Annotated in this window: 14 protein-coding genes and 2 tRNA genes; all 16 read left to right on the top strand. The window is 60.2% G+C overall.

Going from position 1 to position 16,160, the window contains the following annotated elements:
- Positions 1-178: 178 nt before the first annotated feature.
- On the top strand, positions 179-2,083 hold the full coding sequence (gene ftsH / locus ACF8E5_RS08070) for an ATP-dependent zinc metalloprotease FtsH (RefSeq protein ID WP_058604763.1): 1,905 nt from the start codon (positions 179-181) through the stop codon (positions 2,081-2,083).
- A gap of 8 nt (positions 2,084-2,091) precedes the next feature.
- On the top strand, positions 2,092-2,943 hold the full coding sequence (gene folP, locus ACF8E5_RS08065) for a dihydropteroate synthase (RefSeq protein WP_196127165.1): 852 nt from the start codon (positions 2,092-2,094) through the stop codon (positions 2,941-2,943).
- 16 nt (positions 2,944-2,959) lie between these two features.
- A complete protein-coding gene (gene glmM, locus ACF8E5_RS08060) occupies positions 2,960-4,300 on the top strand; it encodes a phosphoglucosamine mutase (protein ID WP_392475102.1) in 1,341 nt (446 codons plus the stop codon).
- Between the two features lie 65 nt (positions 4,301-4,365).
- Positions 4,366-5,121, top strand: coding sequence for a triose-phosphate isomerase (gene tpiA / locus ACF8E5_RS08055; RefSeq protein ID WP_058639195.1), 756 nt, complete (start codon positions 4,366-4,368; stop codon positions 5,119-5,121).
- Between the two features lie 4 nt (positions 5,122-5,125).
- Complete coding sequence (gene secG / locus ACF8E5_RS08050) at positions 5,126-5,524, top strand: preprotein translocase subunit SecG (RefSeq protein ID WP_058604759.1); 399 nt, start codon at positions 5,126-5,128, stop codon at positions 5,522-5,524.
- 19 nt (positions 5,525-5,543) lie between these two features.
- Positions 5,544-5,629 (top strand) — tRNA-Leu (locus ACF8E5_RS08045).
- A 100-nt stretch (positions 5,630-5,729) separates the two neighbouring features.
- Positions 5,730-5,806 (top strand) — tRNA-Met (locus tag ACF8E5_RS08040).
- A 129-nt stretch (positions 5,807-5,935) separates the two neighbouring features.
- Complete coding sequence (gene rimP / locus ACF8E5_RS08035) at positions 5,936-6,394, top strand: ribosome maturation factor RimP (RefSeq protein ID WP_023533134.1); 459 nt, start codon at positions 5,936-5,938, stop codon at positions 6,392-6,394.
- Positions 6,395-6,453: 59 nt separating this feature from the next.
- Positions 6,454-7,935: a transcription termination factor NusA gene (gene nusA, locus ACF8E5_RS08030; RefSeq protein WP_023533184.1), complete on the top strand. Its 1,482-nt coding sequence runs from the start codon at positions 6,454-6,456 to the stop codon at positions 7,933-7,935.
- A gap of 27 nt (positions 7,936-7,962) precedes the next feature.
- On the top strand, positions 7,963-10,491 hold the full coding sequence (gene infB / locus ACF8E5_RS08025; protein ID WP_392475101.1) for a translation initiation factor IF-2: 2,529 nt from the start codon (positions 7,963-7,965) through the stop codon (positions 10,489-10,491).
- Positions 10,492-10,605: 114 nt separating this feature from the next.
- On the top strand, positions 10,606-11,004 hold the full coding sequence (gene rbfA, locus ACF8E5_RS08020) for a 30S ribosome-binding factor RbfA (RefSeq protein WP_012274243.1): 399 nt from the start codon (positions 10,606-10,608) through the stop codon (positions 11,002-11,004).
- Between the two features lie 3 nt (positions 11,005-11,007).
- Positions 11,008-11,925, top strand: coding sequence for a tRNA pseudouridine(55) synthase TruB (gene truB / locus ACF8E5_RS08015; RefSeq protein ID WP_027915407.1), 918 nt, complete (start codon positions 11,008-11,010; stop codon positions 11,923-11,925).
- A gap of 150 nt (positions 11,926-12,075) precedes the next feature.
- Complete coding sequence (gene rpsO / locus ACF8E5_RS08010) at positions 12,076-12,345, top strand: 30S ribosomal protein S15 (protein ID WP_023533188.1); 270 nt, start codon at positions 12,076-12,078, stop codon at positions 12,343-12,345.
- A gap of 248 nt (positions 12,346-12,593) precedes the next feature.
- Positions 12,594-14,699: a polyribonucleotide nucleotidyltransferase gene (gene pnp / locus ACF8E5_RS08005; protein WP_023533183.1), complete on the top strand. Its 2,106-nt coding sequence runs from the start codon at positions 12,594-12,596 to the stop codon at positions 14,697-14,699.
- Between the two features lie 294 nt (positions 14,700-14,993).
- Positions 14,994-15,347 (top strand): BON domain-containing protein, encoded by a 354-nt coding sequence (locus ACF8E5_RS08000; protein WP_196185688.1) that lies wholly within the window; start codon positions 14,994-14,996, stop codon positions 15,345-15,347.
- Positions 15,348-15,494: 147 nt separating this feature from the next.
- Positions 15,495-16,160: IS4 family transposase (locus tag ACF8E5_RS07995; protein WP_392475138.1), on the top strand; the 666-nt coding region annotated here is incomplete at its 3' end.

Raw genomic sequence — 16,160 nt, 5'->3', positions numbered from 1 at the left:
GTTAATTCCAATCGGTCACGGCGTCAGGATCGTCCGAACTTCGTGTAGTCTGGATTTCACAAAGGGTTACAGACGGTGCCTGCGGTTGCGTGGGCAATGTAGTAAGTTAGGGCGATGAATATCATGCGAGGCACGGCTGCGTCGTGCGCCGGCCTCAGAGGGTAGCGAATTGAACGACATGGCAAAGAATCTGATCCTGTGGTTGATCATCGCAGCTGTCCTGGTGACGGTGATGAACAACTTCTCCAGCCCTAACGAGCCGCAGACCCTCAATTACTCCGACTTCATCCAGCAGGTCAAGGATGGCAAGGTCGAGCGAGTGACCGTCGACGGTTACATCATCACCGGCAAGCGCTCCGACGGCGATAGCTTCAAGACCGTGCGCCCGGCGATCACCGACAATGGCCTGATCGGCGACCTGGTGGACAACCACGTGACCGTCGAAGGCAAGCAGCCCGAGCAACAGAGCATCTGGACCCAGTTGCTGGTCGCCAGCTTCCCGATCCTGGTGATCATCGCCGTGTTCATGTTCTTCATGCGCCAGATGCAAGGCGGGGCGGGCGGCAAGGGTGGCCCCATGAGCTTTGGCAAGAGCAAGGCGCGCCTGCTCTCCGAAGATCAGGTCAAGACCACCCTGGCTGACGTCGCCGGCTGCGACGAGGCCAAGGAAGAAGTAGGCGAGCTGGTCGAGTTCCTGCGCGACCCGGGCAAGTTCCAGCGCCTGGGTGGCCGCATTCCCCGCGGTGTGCTGATGGTCGGCCCTCCCGGTACCGGTAAGACCCTGCTGGCCAAGGCCATTGCAGGTGAGGCCAAGGTGCCGTTCTTCACCATTTCCGGTTCGGACTTCGTGGAAATGTTCGTCGGTGTCGGTGCCAGCCGTGTGCGCGACATGTTCGAACAGGCCAAGAAGCACGCCCCGTGCATCATCTTCATCGACGAGATCGACGCCGTCGGCCGCCACCGTGGTGCTGGCATGGGCGGGGGCCACGACGAGCGTGAGCAGACCCTCAACCAGTTGCTGGTAGAGATGGACGGCTTCGAGATGAACGATGGCATCATCGTCATTGCCGCGACTAACCGCCCTGACGTGCTCGACCCCGCGCTGCTGCGTCCCGGGCGCTTCGACCGTCAGGTTGTTGTAGGCCTGCCGGACATCCGTGGTCGTGAGCAGATCCTCAAGGTGCACATGCGCAAGGCGCCGATTGGCGACAACGTCAACCCGGCCGTCATTGCCCGTGGTACGCCTGGCTTCTCCGGTGCCGACCTTGCCAACCTGGTCAACGAAGCTGCTCTGTTTGCCGCCCGCTCCAACAAGCGCCTGGTCGACATGAAGGAGTTCGAGCTGGCCAAGGACAAGATCATGATGGGCGCCGAGCGCAAAACCATGGTCATGTCCGAGAAGGAAAAACAGAACACCGCCTACCACGAGGCCGGCCATGCGATCGTAGGTCGCCTGGTGCCCGAGCACGATCCGGTCTACAAGGTGTCGATCATCCCGCGGGGTCGTGCACTGGGTGTGACCATGTTCCTGCCCGAAGAAGATCGCTACAGCCTGTCCAAGCGTGCGCTGATCAGCCAGATCTGCTCCCTGTACGGCGGTCGTATCGCCGAGGAGATGACCCTGGGCTTCGATGGCGTCACCACCGGCGCTTCCAACGACATCATGCGTGCCAGCCAGATTGCGCGAAACATGGTCACCAAGTGGGGCTTGTCCGAGAAGCTGGGCCCGCTGATGTATGCCGAGGAAGACGGCGAAGTGTTCCTGGGTCGTAGCGCAGGTGGCCAGCAGACCAGTGTCTCCGGTGAGACGGCCAAGCTGATCGACTCCGAAGTGCGCAGTATCATCGACCAGTGCTACGCGACCGCCAAGCAGCTGTTGACCGAAAACCGCGACAAGCTCGATGCGATGGCCGAGGCCTTGATGAAGTACGAAACCATCGACGCCGAGCAGATCGACGATATCATGGCGGGCCGTACGCCTCGCGAACCTCGCGATTGGGACGATGATTCCGCTTCCGGTACCCCAGCTGCCCAGGGTGATCGCCCGGAATCGCCAATCGGTGGTCCAGCGGCTCAACACTAAGGGCATCTATGAGCTCAGTGCAGCACCCGACCCGATTGCCTTGCGGCAATCGGGTTCTTGATTTGTCGCGTACCCATGTCATGGGTATCCTCAACGTCACGCCCGATTCCTTCTCCGACGGCGGCCGCTTCAGTCAGCGCGACGAGGCCTTGCGCCACGCCGAAGCGATGGTGGCCGCCGGTGCCACGCTGATCGATGTAGGCGGGGAGTCCACCCGCCCGGGTGCGCGGCCCGTTTCGGTCACCGAAGAGCTGGAGCGCGTGGCACCGATGGTCGAAGCCATCCACCGTCATCTTGATGTCGTGGTGTCGGTCGATACGTCCACGCCTGCCGTCATGCGCGAAGCCGCCCGCCTGGGCGCTGGCCTGATCAACGATGTTCGCGCTCTCGAACGCGACGGTGCGCTGGATGCCGCGGCTGCCACCGGGCTGCCGGTGTGCCTGATGCACATGCGCGGCGAGCCCGGCACCATGCAGGACGACCCGCATTATGACGATGTCACCGAGGACGTGGCGCGCTACCTCCAGCAGCGCATGATGGCCTGCGCGGACGCGGGCATAGAGGTCGACCGCATCGTGCTCGATCCAGGCTTCGGTTTCGCCAAGACCTTGGCCCACAACCTCAGCCTGTTCAAACACATGGAAGCCCTCCATCGCCTGGGGCGTCCGCTTCTGGTGGGCGTTTCCCGTAAAAGCATGATCGGCCTGACGCTCGAGCGTCCAGTCGGTGAGCGTCTCTATGGCAGCCTAGCGCTGGCGGCGCTGGCCATGACCAAGGGTGCAAGTATCCTGCGCGTGCATGACGTAGCACAAACCGTTGACGTTGTTCGCATGATCGCCGCCGTTCAGCACGCCGAATAAGAACATTGGAGTCCCTATGAGCAGAAAATATTTTGGTACCGACGGCATTCGTGGCCGCGTCGGCGAATACCCGATCACCCCGGAGTTCATGCTCAAGCTCGGCTGGGCGGCCGGCATGGCTTTTCGCAAACAAGGCCATTGCCGCGTGCTGGTAGGCAAGGACACGCGGATCTCCGGCTACATGTTCGAATCTGCGCTCGAAGCTGGCCTTTCAGCCGCCGGGGCGGATGTGATGCTGCTGGGCCCGATGCCCACGCCTGCCATTGCCTACCTGACCCGCACCTTCCATGCCGAAGCCGGTATCGTCATCAGTGCCTCGCACAACCCGCACGATGACAATGGCATCAAGTTCTTCTCGGGGCAGGGCACCAAGCTGCCGGACGAAGTGGAGCTGATGATCGAGGAGCTGCTCGACCAGCCCATGACCGTTGTGGAATCGAGCAAGCTGGGCAAGGTCTCGCGCATCAACGACGCAGCCGGCCGCTACATCGAGTTCTGCAAGAGCAGTGTGCCCAGCAGCACCAGCTTCGCCAGCCTCAAGCTGGTGGTCGACTGCGCCCACGGCGCCACGTACAAGGTCGCGCCCAGCGTGTTCCGTGAGCTGGGTGCCGATGTCACTGTGCTGCACGCCCAGCCAGATGGCCTGAACATCAACGAAGGCTGTGGTTCGACCCACATCGAATCGCTGCAGGCCGCCGTGCTGGTCGGGCATGCGGACCTGGGCATCGCCTTCGACGGGGATGGCGACCGTGTGTTGATGGTCGATCACACCGGCGCGATCGTCGACGGTGACGAGCTGCTGTTCATCATCGCGCGCGACCTGCATGACCGCGGCAAGCTGCAAGGCGGCGTGGTGGGTACGCTCATGAGCAACCTGGGGCTGGAGCTGGCGCTCAAAGACCTGGATATTCCGTTCGTGCGTGCCAAGGTCGGTGACCGCTACGTCATGGCCGAGCTGCTCGAGCGCGAGTGGCTGATAGGTGGGGAAAATTCCGGTCATGTGGTGTGCTGCAACTACACCACCACCGGTGATGCGATCATCGCCGCGCTGCAGGTGCTGATGGCGCTCAAGCGCCGTGGCGAGACCCTGGCCCAGGCGCGCCAGGCATTGCGCAAATGCCCGCAAGTGCTGATCAATGTACGCTTCGCTGCAAGCGACGTGGACCCGCTCGAGCATCCGGACGTCAAGCAAGCCAGCGCGCAGGTCACAGAGGCCCTGGCAGGCCGTGGGCGGGTATTGCTGCGTAAATCCGGGACCGAGCCGCTGTTGCGCGTCATGGTCGAAGGTGAGGATGAACACCAGGTGCGTCTGCACGCCGAAGCACTGGCAAAGCGCGTCGCAGAAGTTTGTGCCTGAAGCCGCTTGCCAGCGCGAATCTGGTTGGGTAAGATCTGCGCCCACTTTGACCGACGAGGTAAAGCATGCGTCGCCCTATGGTTGCTGGTAACTGGAAGATGCACGGTACCCGCGCCAGCGTCGCTGAGCTGACCGAGGGCTTGCGTAATCTTGCCCTGCCGAGCGGGGTGGAAGTCGCGGTATTCCCGCCAACTTTGTTCATCAACCAGGTGGTTGCTGAACTCGATGGCAAGGGTATTATCGTCGGCGCACAGAATTCTGCAGTATTGCCCGAACAGGGCGCGCTGACCGGTGAAGTTGCTCCGGAACAGCTGGCTGAAGCAGGTTGCAAGTTGGTGTTGATTGGCCATTCGGAGCGTCGCCAGGTAATCGGCGAAGATGACGAAGTGTTGAATCGCAAGTTTGCAGCGGCTCAGGCCAAAGGTTTGAAGCCAGTGCTCTGTATCGGGGAAACCCTTGAAGAGCGCGAGGCAGGCAAAACGCTCGAAGTTGTTGGGCGTCAACTCAACAGTATCATCGAAGCCTTCGGTGTTAGTGTGTTTGCCAATGCGGTAATTGCCTATGAGCCTGTATGGGCCATCGGCACCGGCCTAACGGCCACGCCTCAGCAGGCCCAGGATGTGCATGCCGCCATCCGCAGCCAGCTTGCGGCGAAAGATGCTGAAGTGGCTGCGAAGGTGCAGTTGCTCTACGGCGGCAGCGTGAAGGCGGCCAATGCGGCCGAACTGTTCGGCATGCCGGATATCGATGGGGGCCTCATTGGTGGGGCTTCCCTGAACGCAGACGAATTCGGTGCAATTTGTCGCGCCGCAGGAAACTGAACAAATGCTGGAAACAGTCATCGTTGTTTTTCATCTGTTGGCAGCGCTGTCGCTGGTAGTGCTGGTACTGTTGCAACAGGGTAAGGGGGCGGAAGCCGGTGCATCTTTTGGTGCGGGTGCTTCCAATACCGTCTTCGGAAGTCAGGGCTCTGCCACCTTCCTAAGTAAATTCACTGCAATACTCGCTGCCACTTTCTTTTTGACAGCACTTGGGTTAGGATACTTCGCGAAGCAACAAGCTCACCAGCTTAGCCAAGCAGGTCTTCCAGATCCAGCAGTGCTAGAAGTGAAAGAGCAGCCAAAGCCGGCCATCAATGATGATGTACCGGTGCTCCAAGAACAGAAGAGCGAAGCCACTCCTAATTCGAGTGATGTACCTCCTCCGGCAGAAGAGCAGAAGTAACGGGTTTCAAAGTAGTATTGCCGAGGTGGTGGAATTGGTAGACACGCAACCTTGAGGTGGTTGTGCCCATAGGGTGTAGGGGTTCGAGTCCCCTTCTCGGTACCATTTAAAGCTTGAGAGCCCGCCTTGGCGGGCTTTCTTGCAGGTGAAGGTTTGGATTTGACCCTCAAGTGGGTTCGGTCTTATACTTTCGCCCCAGCTTTGTCGCGGGGTGGAGCAGCTTGGTAGCTCGTCGGGCTCATAACCCGAAGGTCGTTGGTTCAAATCCAGCCCCCGCAACCAGCTTCAGCGAAGCCCCTTTTCAGGGGCTTTTTGCTAACCGAACAGTTCAGGCGTCGTTGTCCAACGGCGCTTTCAGGGATGGGCGCTTCGCCCATTTTTTATTTGCACAGCATGCACGAGGGGGTTCAGGTGTCGAGCAAGCTAGAACAGTTGCAGGCCTTGTTGGCCCCGGTTGTCGAGGGTCTGGGCTATCAATGCTGGGGGATCGAATTCGTTTCCCAGGGCAAGCATTCGGTATTGCGTATCTACATCGACAAGGAAGGCGGCATTCTGGTGGACGACTGCGAAGCTGTCAGCCGTCAAGCCAGCGCCATCCTGGATGTCGAGGATCCGATCAGCAGCGAGTACACCCTCGAGGTGTCTTCTCCAGGCATGGATCGCCCACTGTTCACACTGGAACAGTTTGCCTCGCATGCCGGCGAACAAGTGAAGATCAAGCTGCGCTCACCCTTCGAGGGTCGTCGTAACTTCCAGGGCCTTCTCCGCGGTGTGGAGGAGCAGGATGTGGTGGTCCAGGTGGACGACCAGGAGTTCCTACTGCCGATCGATTCGATCGACAAGGCCAATATTATTCCCAGTTTTGACTGAGACGTGCCGGGTCCGACGGATTATCCGGGCCCAATGGCTTGCGCAAGGCGAGGCGTACGATGAGCAAAGAAGTACTGCTGGTTGTTGAATCGGTATCCAACGAAAAAGGTGTACCGCCCGGCGTCATTTTCGAAGCGCTGGAGGTGGCCTTGGCCACCGCAACCAAAAAACGTTTTGAAGACGAAGTCGACCTGCGTGTGGAAATCAACCGCCACACCGGTAGCTACGAGACCTTCCGTCGTTGGACCGTGGTCGATGAAGCCGACCTCGATGATCCGGCCATCGAAACCTGGCTGGACAAGATCAAGGACACACATCCCGAAGCCAAGATTGGCGACGTGATCGAAGAAAAGATCGAGTCCATCGAGTTCGGCCGTATCGCCGCGCAGACCGCCAAGCAGGTCATCGTGCAGAAGGTCCGTGAGGCCGAGCGTGCGCAGGTGGTCGATGCCTACCGTGAGCGTGTGGGCGAAATCATCTCCGGCACCGTCAAGAAGGTCACCCGCGACAACGTCATCGTCGACCTGGGCAACAACGCCGAGGCGTTGCTGGCCCGCGAAGACATCATTGCCCGCGAAACTTTCCGTGTTGGTGTGCGCCTGCGTGCACTGCTCAAGGAAATTCGCACCGAAAACCGTGGTCCTCAGCTGATCCTGTCGCGCACCGCGCCGCAGATGCTGATCGAGCTTTTCCGCATCGAAGTGCCGGAAATCGCTGAAGGCCTCATCGAAGTCATGGCCGCCTCCCGTGATCCGGGTTCGCGAGCCAAGATCGCCGTCCGCTCCAAGGACAAGCGCATCGACCCGCAAGGCGCCTGCATCGGCATGCGTGGGTCGCGCGTCCAGGCCGTATCCGGAGAGTTGGGTGGTGAGCGTGTGGATATCGTTCTCTGGGACGATAACCCGGCGCAGTTCGTCATCAACGCCATGTCGCCGGCTGAAGTCGCGGCGATCATCGTTGATGAAGATGCCCATGCCATGGACATCGCCGTCGCCGAAGACAACCTGGCCCAAGCCATTGGCCGTGGCGGTCAGAACGTTCGCCTGGCCAGTCAGTTGACTGGCTGGACCCTGAACGTGATGACCGAGAAGGACATCCAGGCCAAGCAGCAAGCCGAAACTGGCGACATCCTGCGCAATTTCATCGATGAACTGGAAGTCGACGAGGAGCTGGCCCAAGTGCTGGTCGACGAAGGCTTCACCAGCCTTGAAGAAATTGCCTACGTACCGTTGGAAGAAATGCTCAACATCGATGGCTTTGACGAAGATATCGTCAATGAGCTCCGCGCTCGAGCCAAGGACCGTTTGTTGACCAAGGCCATCGCTACCGAAGAAAAACTGGCAGACGCCCATCCGGCCGAAGACCTGCTCTCCCTTGAGGGCATGGACAAGGACCTGGCGGCGGAACTGGCGGTGCGCGGCGTGGTTAACCGCGAAGACCTGGCCGAGCAGTCGATCGACGACCTGCTCGACATCGACGGCATCGACGAAGAGCGTGCCGGCAAGTTGATCATGGCCGCCCGAGCCCACTGGTTCGAGTAATTAGGCGCGGCCTGAGGAGAGAAGTGCATGACGCAAGTCACGGTGAAAGAACTGGCCCAAGAGGTCGAGGCACCGGTAGAGCGCCTGCTGCAGCAGATGCGTGAGGCAGGTCTGCCGCACACCGACGCCGGTCAGGTAGTGACCGACAATGAGAAGCAGACGTTGCTGACTCATTTGAAGAGCAGCCACAAGAGCAAGGCGGAAGAACCGCGCAAGATTACCTTGCAGCGCAAAACCACCAGCACCCTGCGTGTCGCCGGTAGCAAGAGCATCAGCGTAGAAGTACGCAAGAAGAAAGTATTCGTGCAGCGCAGCCCTGAAGAAATCCAGGCTGAGCAGAAGCGTGAGCTCGAAGAGCGCCGTGCAGCTGAAAACGCTGCCCGCGACAAGGTTGACGCCGAAGTACGTCAGCGCAACGAAGAGCAGGCGCGTCGCCAGGCTGCTGAAGCCGCTGCCGCCTCTCCGGCCCCTGCTGCCAAGGCAGAACAGGCTTCGGCCCCTGCCGCAGCGCCGGTAGTGGCCAATGCGCCGACGTCGGAAGACGCTGCCGCCCGTGCTGCCGAGCGCAAGAAAGACGAGACCCGTCGCAACGAGAGCCGCACCCGTGATGACGACCGTCGTCGTGGCGAAGCGCCGCGTGTGTCGATCAAGGTCAAGGTCAAGGAAAAGGAAAAGGCTCCGACGCCTCGTGCCGCGCCGCGCACCACCGACGAAGAGAGCGATGGCGCTCGTCGTGGTCGTGGTGGCAAGAGCAAGCTGAAGAAGCGTAACCAGCACGGCTTCCAGAACCCGACTGGTCCTGTCATTCGTGACGTGACCATCGGCGAGACCATCACCGTCTCCGAGCTTGCCAACCAGATGTCCGTCAAGGGCGCTGAAGTGGTCAAGTTCATGTTCAAGATGGGCACCCCGGTGACCATCAATCAGGTGCTCGATCAGGAAACCGCACAGCTGATCGCCGAAGAGCTGGGCCACAAGGTCACGCTGATCAGCGATTCCGCCCTGGAAGACTCCCTGGCCGAATCCCTGAAGTTCGAAGGCCAGACCGAATCCCGTGCGCCGGTCGTGACCGTCATGGGTCACGTTGACCACGGTAAGACCTCGCTACTCGACTACATCCGTCGTGCCAAGGTTGCTGCTGGCGAAGCCGGTGGTATCACCCAGCACATCGGTGCCTACCATGTGGAAACCGACCGCGGCATGGTCACCTTCCTCGACACCCCAGGCCACGCTGCGTTTACCCAGATGCGTGCCCGCGGTGCCAAGGCGACCGACATCGTCATCCTGGTGGTGGCGGCGGACGACGGCGTGATGCCACAAACCCGCGAAGCCGTTCAGCATGCCAAGGCAGCTGGCGTACCGCTGGTGGTGGCGGTCAACAAGATCGACAAGCCTGGTGCTGACCTCGATCGCATCCGCAACGAGCTGTCCGTCGAAGGCGTAACCTCCGAGGACTGGGGTGGTGACACGCCATTCGTCAAGGTTTCGGCCAAGATGGGTACCGGCGTGGACGAACTGCTCGAAGCGGTACTGCTGCAGGCCGAGATCCTCGAGCTGACCGCTACGCCGACCGCCCCAGGGCGCGGTGTGGTCGTCGAATCGCGCCTGGACAAGGGCCGCGGCCCAGTCGCTACCATCCTGGTTCAGGACGGTACGCTGCGTCAGGGCGACATGGTGCTGTGCGGCTCCAACTATGGCCGCGTTCGCGCCATGCTGGACGAGAACGGCAAGCCTGTGAAGGAAGCTGGGCCGTCCATCCCGGTCGAAATCCTTGGCCTGGACGGCACGCCGGAAGCCGGTGACGAGCTGTCGGTAGTGGCTGACGAGAAGAAAGCCCGCGAAGTTGCCATGTTCCGCCAAGGCAAGTATCGCGAGGTCAAGCTGGCCCGTGCTCACGCAGGCAAGCTGGAAAACATCTTCGAGACCATGGGTCAGGAAGAGAAGAAGACGCTCAACATCGTCCTCAAGACCGATGTGCGCGGTTCTCTCGAAGCGCTGCAGGGCTCGCTCGGCGGCCTGGGCAACGACGAAGTGCAGGTTCGTGTCATTGGTGGCGGCGTAGGTGGTATCACCGAGAGCGATGCCAACCTGGCGCTGGCTTCGAACGCAGTACTGTTCGGCTTCAACGTGCGTGCCGATGCCGGTGCGCGCAAGATCGTCGAGCAGGAAGGTCTGGATATGCGTTACTACAACGTGATCTACGACATCATCGAAGACGTCAAGAAAGCCCTGACCGGCATGCTCGGCAGCGATGTTCGCGAGAACATCCTGGGCGTCGCCGAAGTGCGTGACGTGTTCCGTTCGCCGAAGTTCGGCGCCATCGCTGGCTGTATGGTCATCGAAGGTACCGTCTACCGTAACCGCCCGATCCGCGTACTGCGCGACGACGTGGTTATCTTCGAGGGCGAGCTGGAATCGCTGCGTCGCTTCAAGGACGATGCCGCCGAAGTGCGTAACGGCATGGAGTGTGGTATCGGCGTGAAGAGCTACAACGACGTCAAGGTCGGCGACAAGATCGAAGTGTTCGAGAAAGTCCAGGTGGCTCGTACCCTCTAAGGGTGAGCAGGCTGCAAGCGCCTTGGCGGGCGCTTTGCAGCACCTCTTCAGGTAGCGCCCGGTCAGGCATCGTTCTGACCGGGCGTTTGCCGCTTTACGTTACAGGTAACAAGAATGGCCAAAGAATATAGCCGTACCCAACGCATTGGCGATCAGATGCAGCGCGAACTGGCTGAGCTGATCCGTCGTGAAGTCAAGGATCCGCGTGTCGGTCTGGTCACCATCACAGCCGTGGATGTGAGCCGCGACCTGGGCCATGCCAAGGTGTTCATCACCGTGATGGGTGAAGAAACCCCCGATGCCGTGCAGCAGTCGCTCAAGGCCCTGAACAGCGCTGCCAGCTTCCTGCGCTTGCACCTGGGTCGCTCCATGCAGCTGCGCAGCGTGCCGCAATTGCACTTCCACTTCGACGAGAGCGTCAGCCGGGGCGTGCACCTGTCGGCATTGATCGAGCGTGCAGTGGCTGAAGACCGCCTGCACAAGGATGCCGATGAGTCTGGCACCAAGGAGTAATCGGTGGCCCAGGTCAAACGTATCCGCCGCAACGTCAGCGGCATCATCCTGCTGGACAAGCCCTTGGGCTTCACCTCCAACGCTGCCTTGCAAAAGGTGCGCTGGTTGCTCAATGCCGAGAAGGCCGGTCATACCGGCAGCCTCGACCCGCTGGCCACCGGTGTCTTGCCGCTGTGCTTCGGCGAGGCCACCAAGTTTTCGCAGTACCTGCTCGACTCCGACAAGGGCTACGAGACGGTCATGCAGCTGGGCCAGACGACCAACACCGGCGACGCCGAGGGCGAGGTGCTGCGCACCCGCGAGGTGACCGTTGGTCGCGCCGAGCTGGAAGCCGCGCTACCCGGTTTTCGTGGCCCGATCAGCCAGATACCGCCCATGTACTCGGCCCTCAAGCGTGACGGTCAGCCGTTATACAAGCTGGCGCGTGCAGGAGAGGTAGTGGAGCGCGAGGCGCGTTCTGTTACTATTAGCCGTCTTGAACTGCTCGAATGCGAAGGCACCCGTGCACGCTTGAGCGTCGGCTGCAGCAAAGGCACCTATATTCGTACCCTGGTGGAAGATATCGGTGAAGTGCTGGGCTGTGGTGCGTATGTCGCAGAGCTGCGCAGAACGCAGGCCGGGCCCTTCGCGCTGGCGCAGACGGTCACGCTCGAGGAGCTTGAGCAGGCCCACGCCGAAGGCGGCAACGAAGCGCTCGATCGCTTCCTCATGCCGTCGGACAGCGGGCTGCAGGACTGGCCGATGGTGAGCCTGTCCGAGCACAGCGCCTTCTACTGGCTGCATGGGCAGGCAGTGCGCGCACCGGACGCGCCGCAATTCGGCATGGTTCGTGTACAGGATCACAATGCCCGCTTCATCGGTATCGGTGAAGTGAGCGAAGACGGGCGGATCGCGCCACGTCGATTGATTCGGTCGGAATGACCGAAACCATGGGCCTAGGCATTTGCCGAGGTCCGTGGAGCAGAGGGTGGCTGTCAGTAGGCACGGTCACACCTCTTTCTATTGATACAGGGATAAGTCCCTGGCCTATTGGAACCCGTTCGCGGGGTCCGTTTAATCAGGAGAAGCCTCATGGCCCTCAGCGTCGAAGAAAAAGCTAAGATCGTTGCCGAACACCAGCAAGCCGCCGGCGACACCGGTAGCCCGGAAGTACAGGTTGCTCTGCTGACCGCCAACATCAACAAGCTGCAAGGCCACTTCAAGGCCAACGACAAAGACCACCACTCCCGTCGTGGTCTGATTCGCATGGTCAACCAGCGTCGTAAGCTGCTGGACTACCTGAAGGGCAAAGACACCACCCGTTACAGCGCGCTGATCGCTCGCCTGGGCCTGCGTCGCTAATAGCGGCCTGGTTGGTGGTGTGCGTGGCGTGCCGCTGGCTTCGACAGGGCTGTTTTACAGCCTTGTCGTGGGGCACGCCAAGCATGACTTCGAGGCTGGCAGCCTGGTAATTCGAGCGGTTTTTTGCTCGGTTCCAGGCTCCCGGCCTCGAGTTGTATCTGGACGGTAGATAGGGCCGATTCCCTGCACTGCCCAAGCATTCGCAAGAAAACAGTTCCCCCAAGAGCCACTGAAGAAGGTAGGAAACCGTGAACCCGGTAATCAAGACATTCCAGTTCGGTCAATCGACCGTTACTCTCGAAACGGGCCGCATTGCCCGTCAGGCCACCGGCGCCGTGCTGGTCACCGTCGACAACGACGTCACCGTGCTGGTGACCGTGGTCGGTGCCAAGCAAGCTGATCCAGGCAAGGGCTTCTTCCCGCTGTCGGTTCACTACCAGGAAAAGACCTACGCTGCCGGCAAGATCCCAGGTGGTTTCTTTAAGCGTGAAGGTCGTCCTTCCGAGAAAGAAACCCTGACTTCGCGCCTGATCGACCGTCCGATCCGTCCGCTGTTCCCTGAAGGGTTCATGAACGAAGTGCAGGTCGTCTGCACCGTGGTTTCCACCAGCAAGAAGACCGACCCCGATGTTGCCGCAATGATCGGTACCTCGGCGGCCCTGGCCATCTCTGGCATTCCATTCGAAGGCCCGATTGGCGCGGCGCGCGTTGCTTTCCACGAAAGCACCGGCTACTTGCTGAACCCAACGTACGAGCAACTGGCTGCCTCGAGCCTGGACATGGTCGTCGCCGGTACCGAAACCGCCGTGTTGATGGTTGAATCGGAAGCCAAAGAGCTCACCGAAGACCAGATGCTGGGCGCCGTGCTGTTCGCCCACGACGAGTTCCAGGCCGTTATCCAGGCCGTTAAGGAGTTGGCTGCAGAAGCCGGCAAGCCGACGTGGGACTGGCAGCCTGCTGCCGCCAACACCGAGCTGATGAACCTGGTACGCGCCGAATTTGGCGAGCAGGTGTCGCAGGCCTACACCATCACCCAGAAAGCGGACCGCTACACCCGCCTGGGCCAGCTGCGCGATGAAGCCATTGCCCGCCTGAGCAACGAAGAAGCCGGCCCGACCGCTGGCCAGATCAAGGAAATCTTCGGCGAGCTGGAATACCGCACCGTGCGCGAGAACATCGTGAACGGCAAGCCGCGCATTGACGGCCGTGACACCCGCACCGTGCGTCCGCTGAACATCGAAGTCGGTGTTCTGCCCAAAACCCACGGCTCGGCACTGTTCACCCGTGGCGAGACCCAGGCGCTGGTCGTTGCCACCCTCGGTACTGCCCGCGACGCACAGTTGCTGGACACCCTGGAAGGCGAGAAGAAAGACCCCTTCATGCTGCACTACAACTTCCCACCGTTCTCGGTCGGTGAGTGTGGTCGCATGGGCGGTGCTGGCCGTCGTGAAATCGGCCACGGTCGTTTGGCGCGTCGCGGCGTGCAGGCGATGCTGCCAAGCGACAGCGAATTCCCGTACACCATCCGTGTCGTCTCGGAAATCACCGAGTCCAACGGTTCGAGCTCCATGGCTTCGGTCTGCGGTGCCTCGCTGGCCCTGATGGATGCCGGTGTGCCGATGAAAGCACCGGTTGCCGGTATCGCCATGGGCCTGGTCAAGGAAGGCGAGAAGTTTGCCGTTCTGACCGACATCCTGGGTGACGAAGACCACCTCGGCGACATGGACTTCAAGGTAGCCGGTACCGCCAAGGGCGTCACCGCGCTGCAGATGGACATCAAGATCAACGGCATCACCGAAGAGATCATGGAAATCGCCCTGGGCCAAGCCCTGGAAGCGCGCCTGAACATCCTCGGCCAGATGAACCAGATCATTGCCCAGTCGCGTACCGAACTGTCGGCCAACGCGCCTACCATGATCGCCATGAAGATCGACTCGGACAAGATCCGCGACGTGATCGGCAAGGGCGGCGCCACCATTCGCGCCATCTGCGAAGAGACCAAGGCTTCGATCGATATCGAAGACGACGGCTCGATCAAGATCTTCGGCGAGACCAAGGAAGCGGCAGATGCCGCCAAGCAGCGCATCCTGGGCATCACTGCCGAGGCCGAGATTGGCAAGATCTACGTGGGCAAGGTCGAGCGTATCGTCGACTTCGGCGCCTTCGTCAACATCCTGCCTGGCAAGGACGGCCTGGTGCACATCTCCATGCTGAGCGATGCGCGCGTCGAGAAAGTCACCGACATCCTCAAGGAAGGTCAGGAAGTCGAAGTATTGGTACTGGACGTGGATAACCGCGGCCGTATCAAGCTGTCCATCAAGGACGTCGCGGCAGCCAAGGCGTCTGGCGTCTAATAGCCTAGCGCTTCACAAAGGGCTCCCTCGGGAGCTCTTTTTTTTGGCTCGGTTCTGGGCTTTGCCGTTATAAATACAAAAGTAGACCAGGAACTATTAACGGACTTGCATCTTGCATGCAGGTTTATCGTGCAGATTGCAGAATGCACGAGCAGTAAAGAGGTCGATGATTTGTAAGTCTTTGATTTATAAGGAAACAAGCGAAGCGTAAAACCTGGCATAGGCCATGCAACTACCTGTTTACCTGCCGCCAGACACATGGCGCAGACCTTTCGAAAAACAGGAGTGACTCACATGAAGAAGTTCGCCATTGCTGCCGCTACTGCTACCGCTCTGACCCTGACCATGGCCAATGCCGCTTTCGCAGCCCAGGCCACCCAGGCTCCGGTGATGCTGGCTGCCAACACCACCACTGAACACGCCAAGCAAGAAACCTCTGACACCTGGATCACCACCAAGGTCAAGGCGGATCTGCTGACCGAGAAAGGCGTACCAGGCAGCGACATCAAAGTAGAAACCAGCCACGGCGTAGTTTCTCTGTCCTCGGACGTAAAAGTGACCGAGTCTCAAAAAGAAGTGGCCGTGCGTGTTGCCAAGAACATCAAAGGCGTCAAGAGCGTGATGGCTGACGGCCTGAAAGCTGAATAAGGATCGTCCTGTCGGCCAAATGGATTTGGCCAGCTACAACCAAAGCCCCGGCCTGTGCCGTAATGCTGTTCACTTAAGCATTTGAGTCCAAGCCGGGGTTTCTAGAGAATCCGATACCAGCCCTCTGGTATCGGATTTTTTATGCCCATTCAGCAGCAATTGCTCGACCTCGGCGATCTCTTCAACTTCTCCGACCTCAGCACCTTCACTCAGAACATTCCTGTCGAATGGGTCGCCAGTGCGCTCAATCTCTCTGCCCAAGCCACGATACGGCGGCGACGTCTACCGAGTGAGCAGGTGCTTTGGTTGGTGCTGGGCATGGCCCTGTTTCGTGACGAGCCTGTCCATGAGGTGGCCAGGCGTCTGAACATCTGTGCCCAGGGCCTGGCTTCCGATCAACTGCTGGCACGCAGTGGTGTGACTGCAGCGCGCAAGCGACTGGGTGCTGACCCGGTCGAATCATTGTTTCGCCAGACCGGCAAACAATGGGGTTGCGAACGGTACGAAGGCGACGACTGGAACGGGTTGCAGGTGTTCGCTGTAGATGGTGCGTTGCTGCGAACCCCCGATTCACCTGAGTTGAGAGAACATTTTGGCTCTGGCAATACCGGTACCGAGCGCCAGACGCCTTTCCCAATGCTGCGTCTGGTTGCCTTGATGAATGTGCGCTCTCACGTAATTCTCGACGCCCAGCTCAGCCCTTATCGCGGTAGCGAGATGCGCTTGGCTGAAACCTTCCTCGGTCAGATTCCAGACAACTCAATCACGTTGTTCGACAAAGGTTTTTGGGGGGCTGATCTGCTGTTGAACGTG

The organism is Pseudomonas sp. WSY_20, assembly GCF_043104335.1.
In the GTDB taxonomy this organism is placed as follows: Bacteria; Pseudomonadota; Gammaproteobacteria; order Pseudomonadales; family Pseudomonadaceae; genus Aquipseudomonas; species Aquipseudomonas parafulva_B.
The sequence above is the reverse complement of the archived record's forward strand: the minus strand, read 5'-3'. Positions and strand labels throughout refer to the sequence as shown.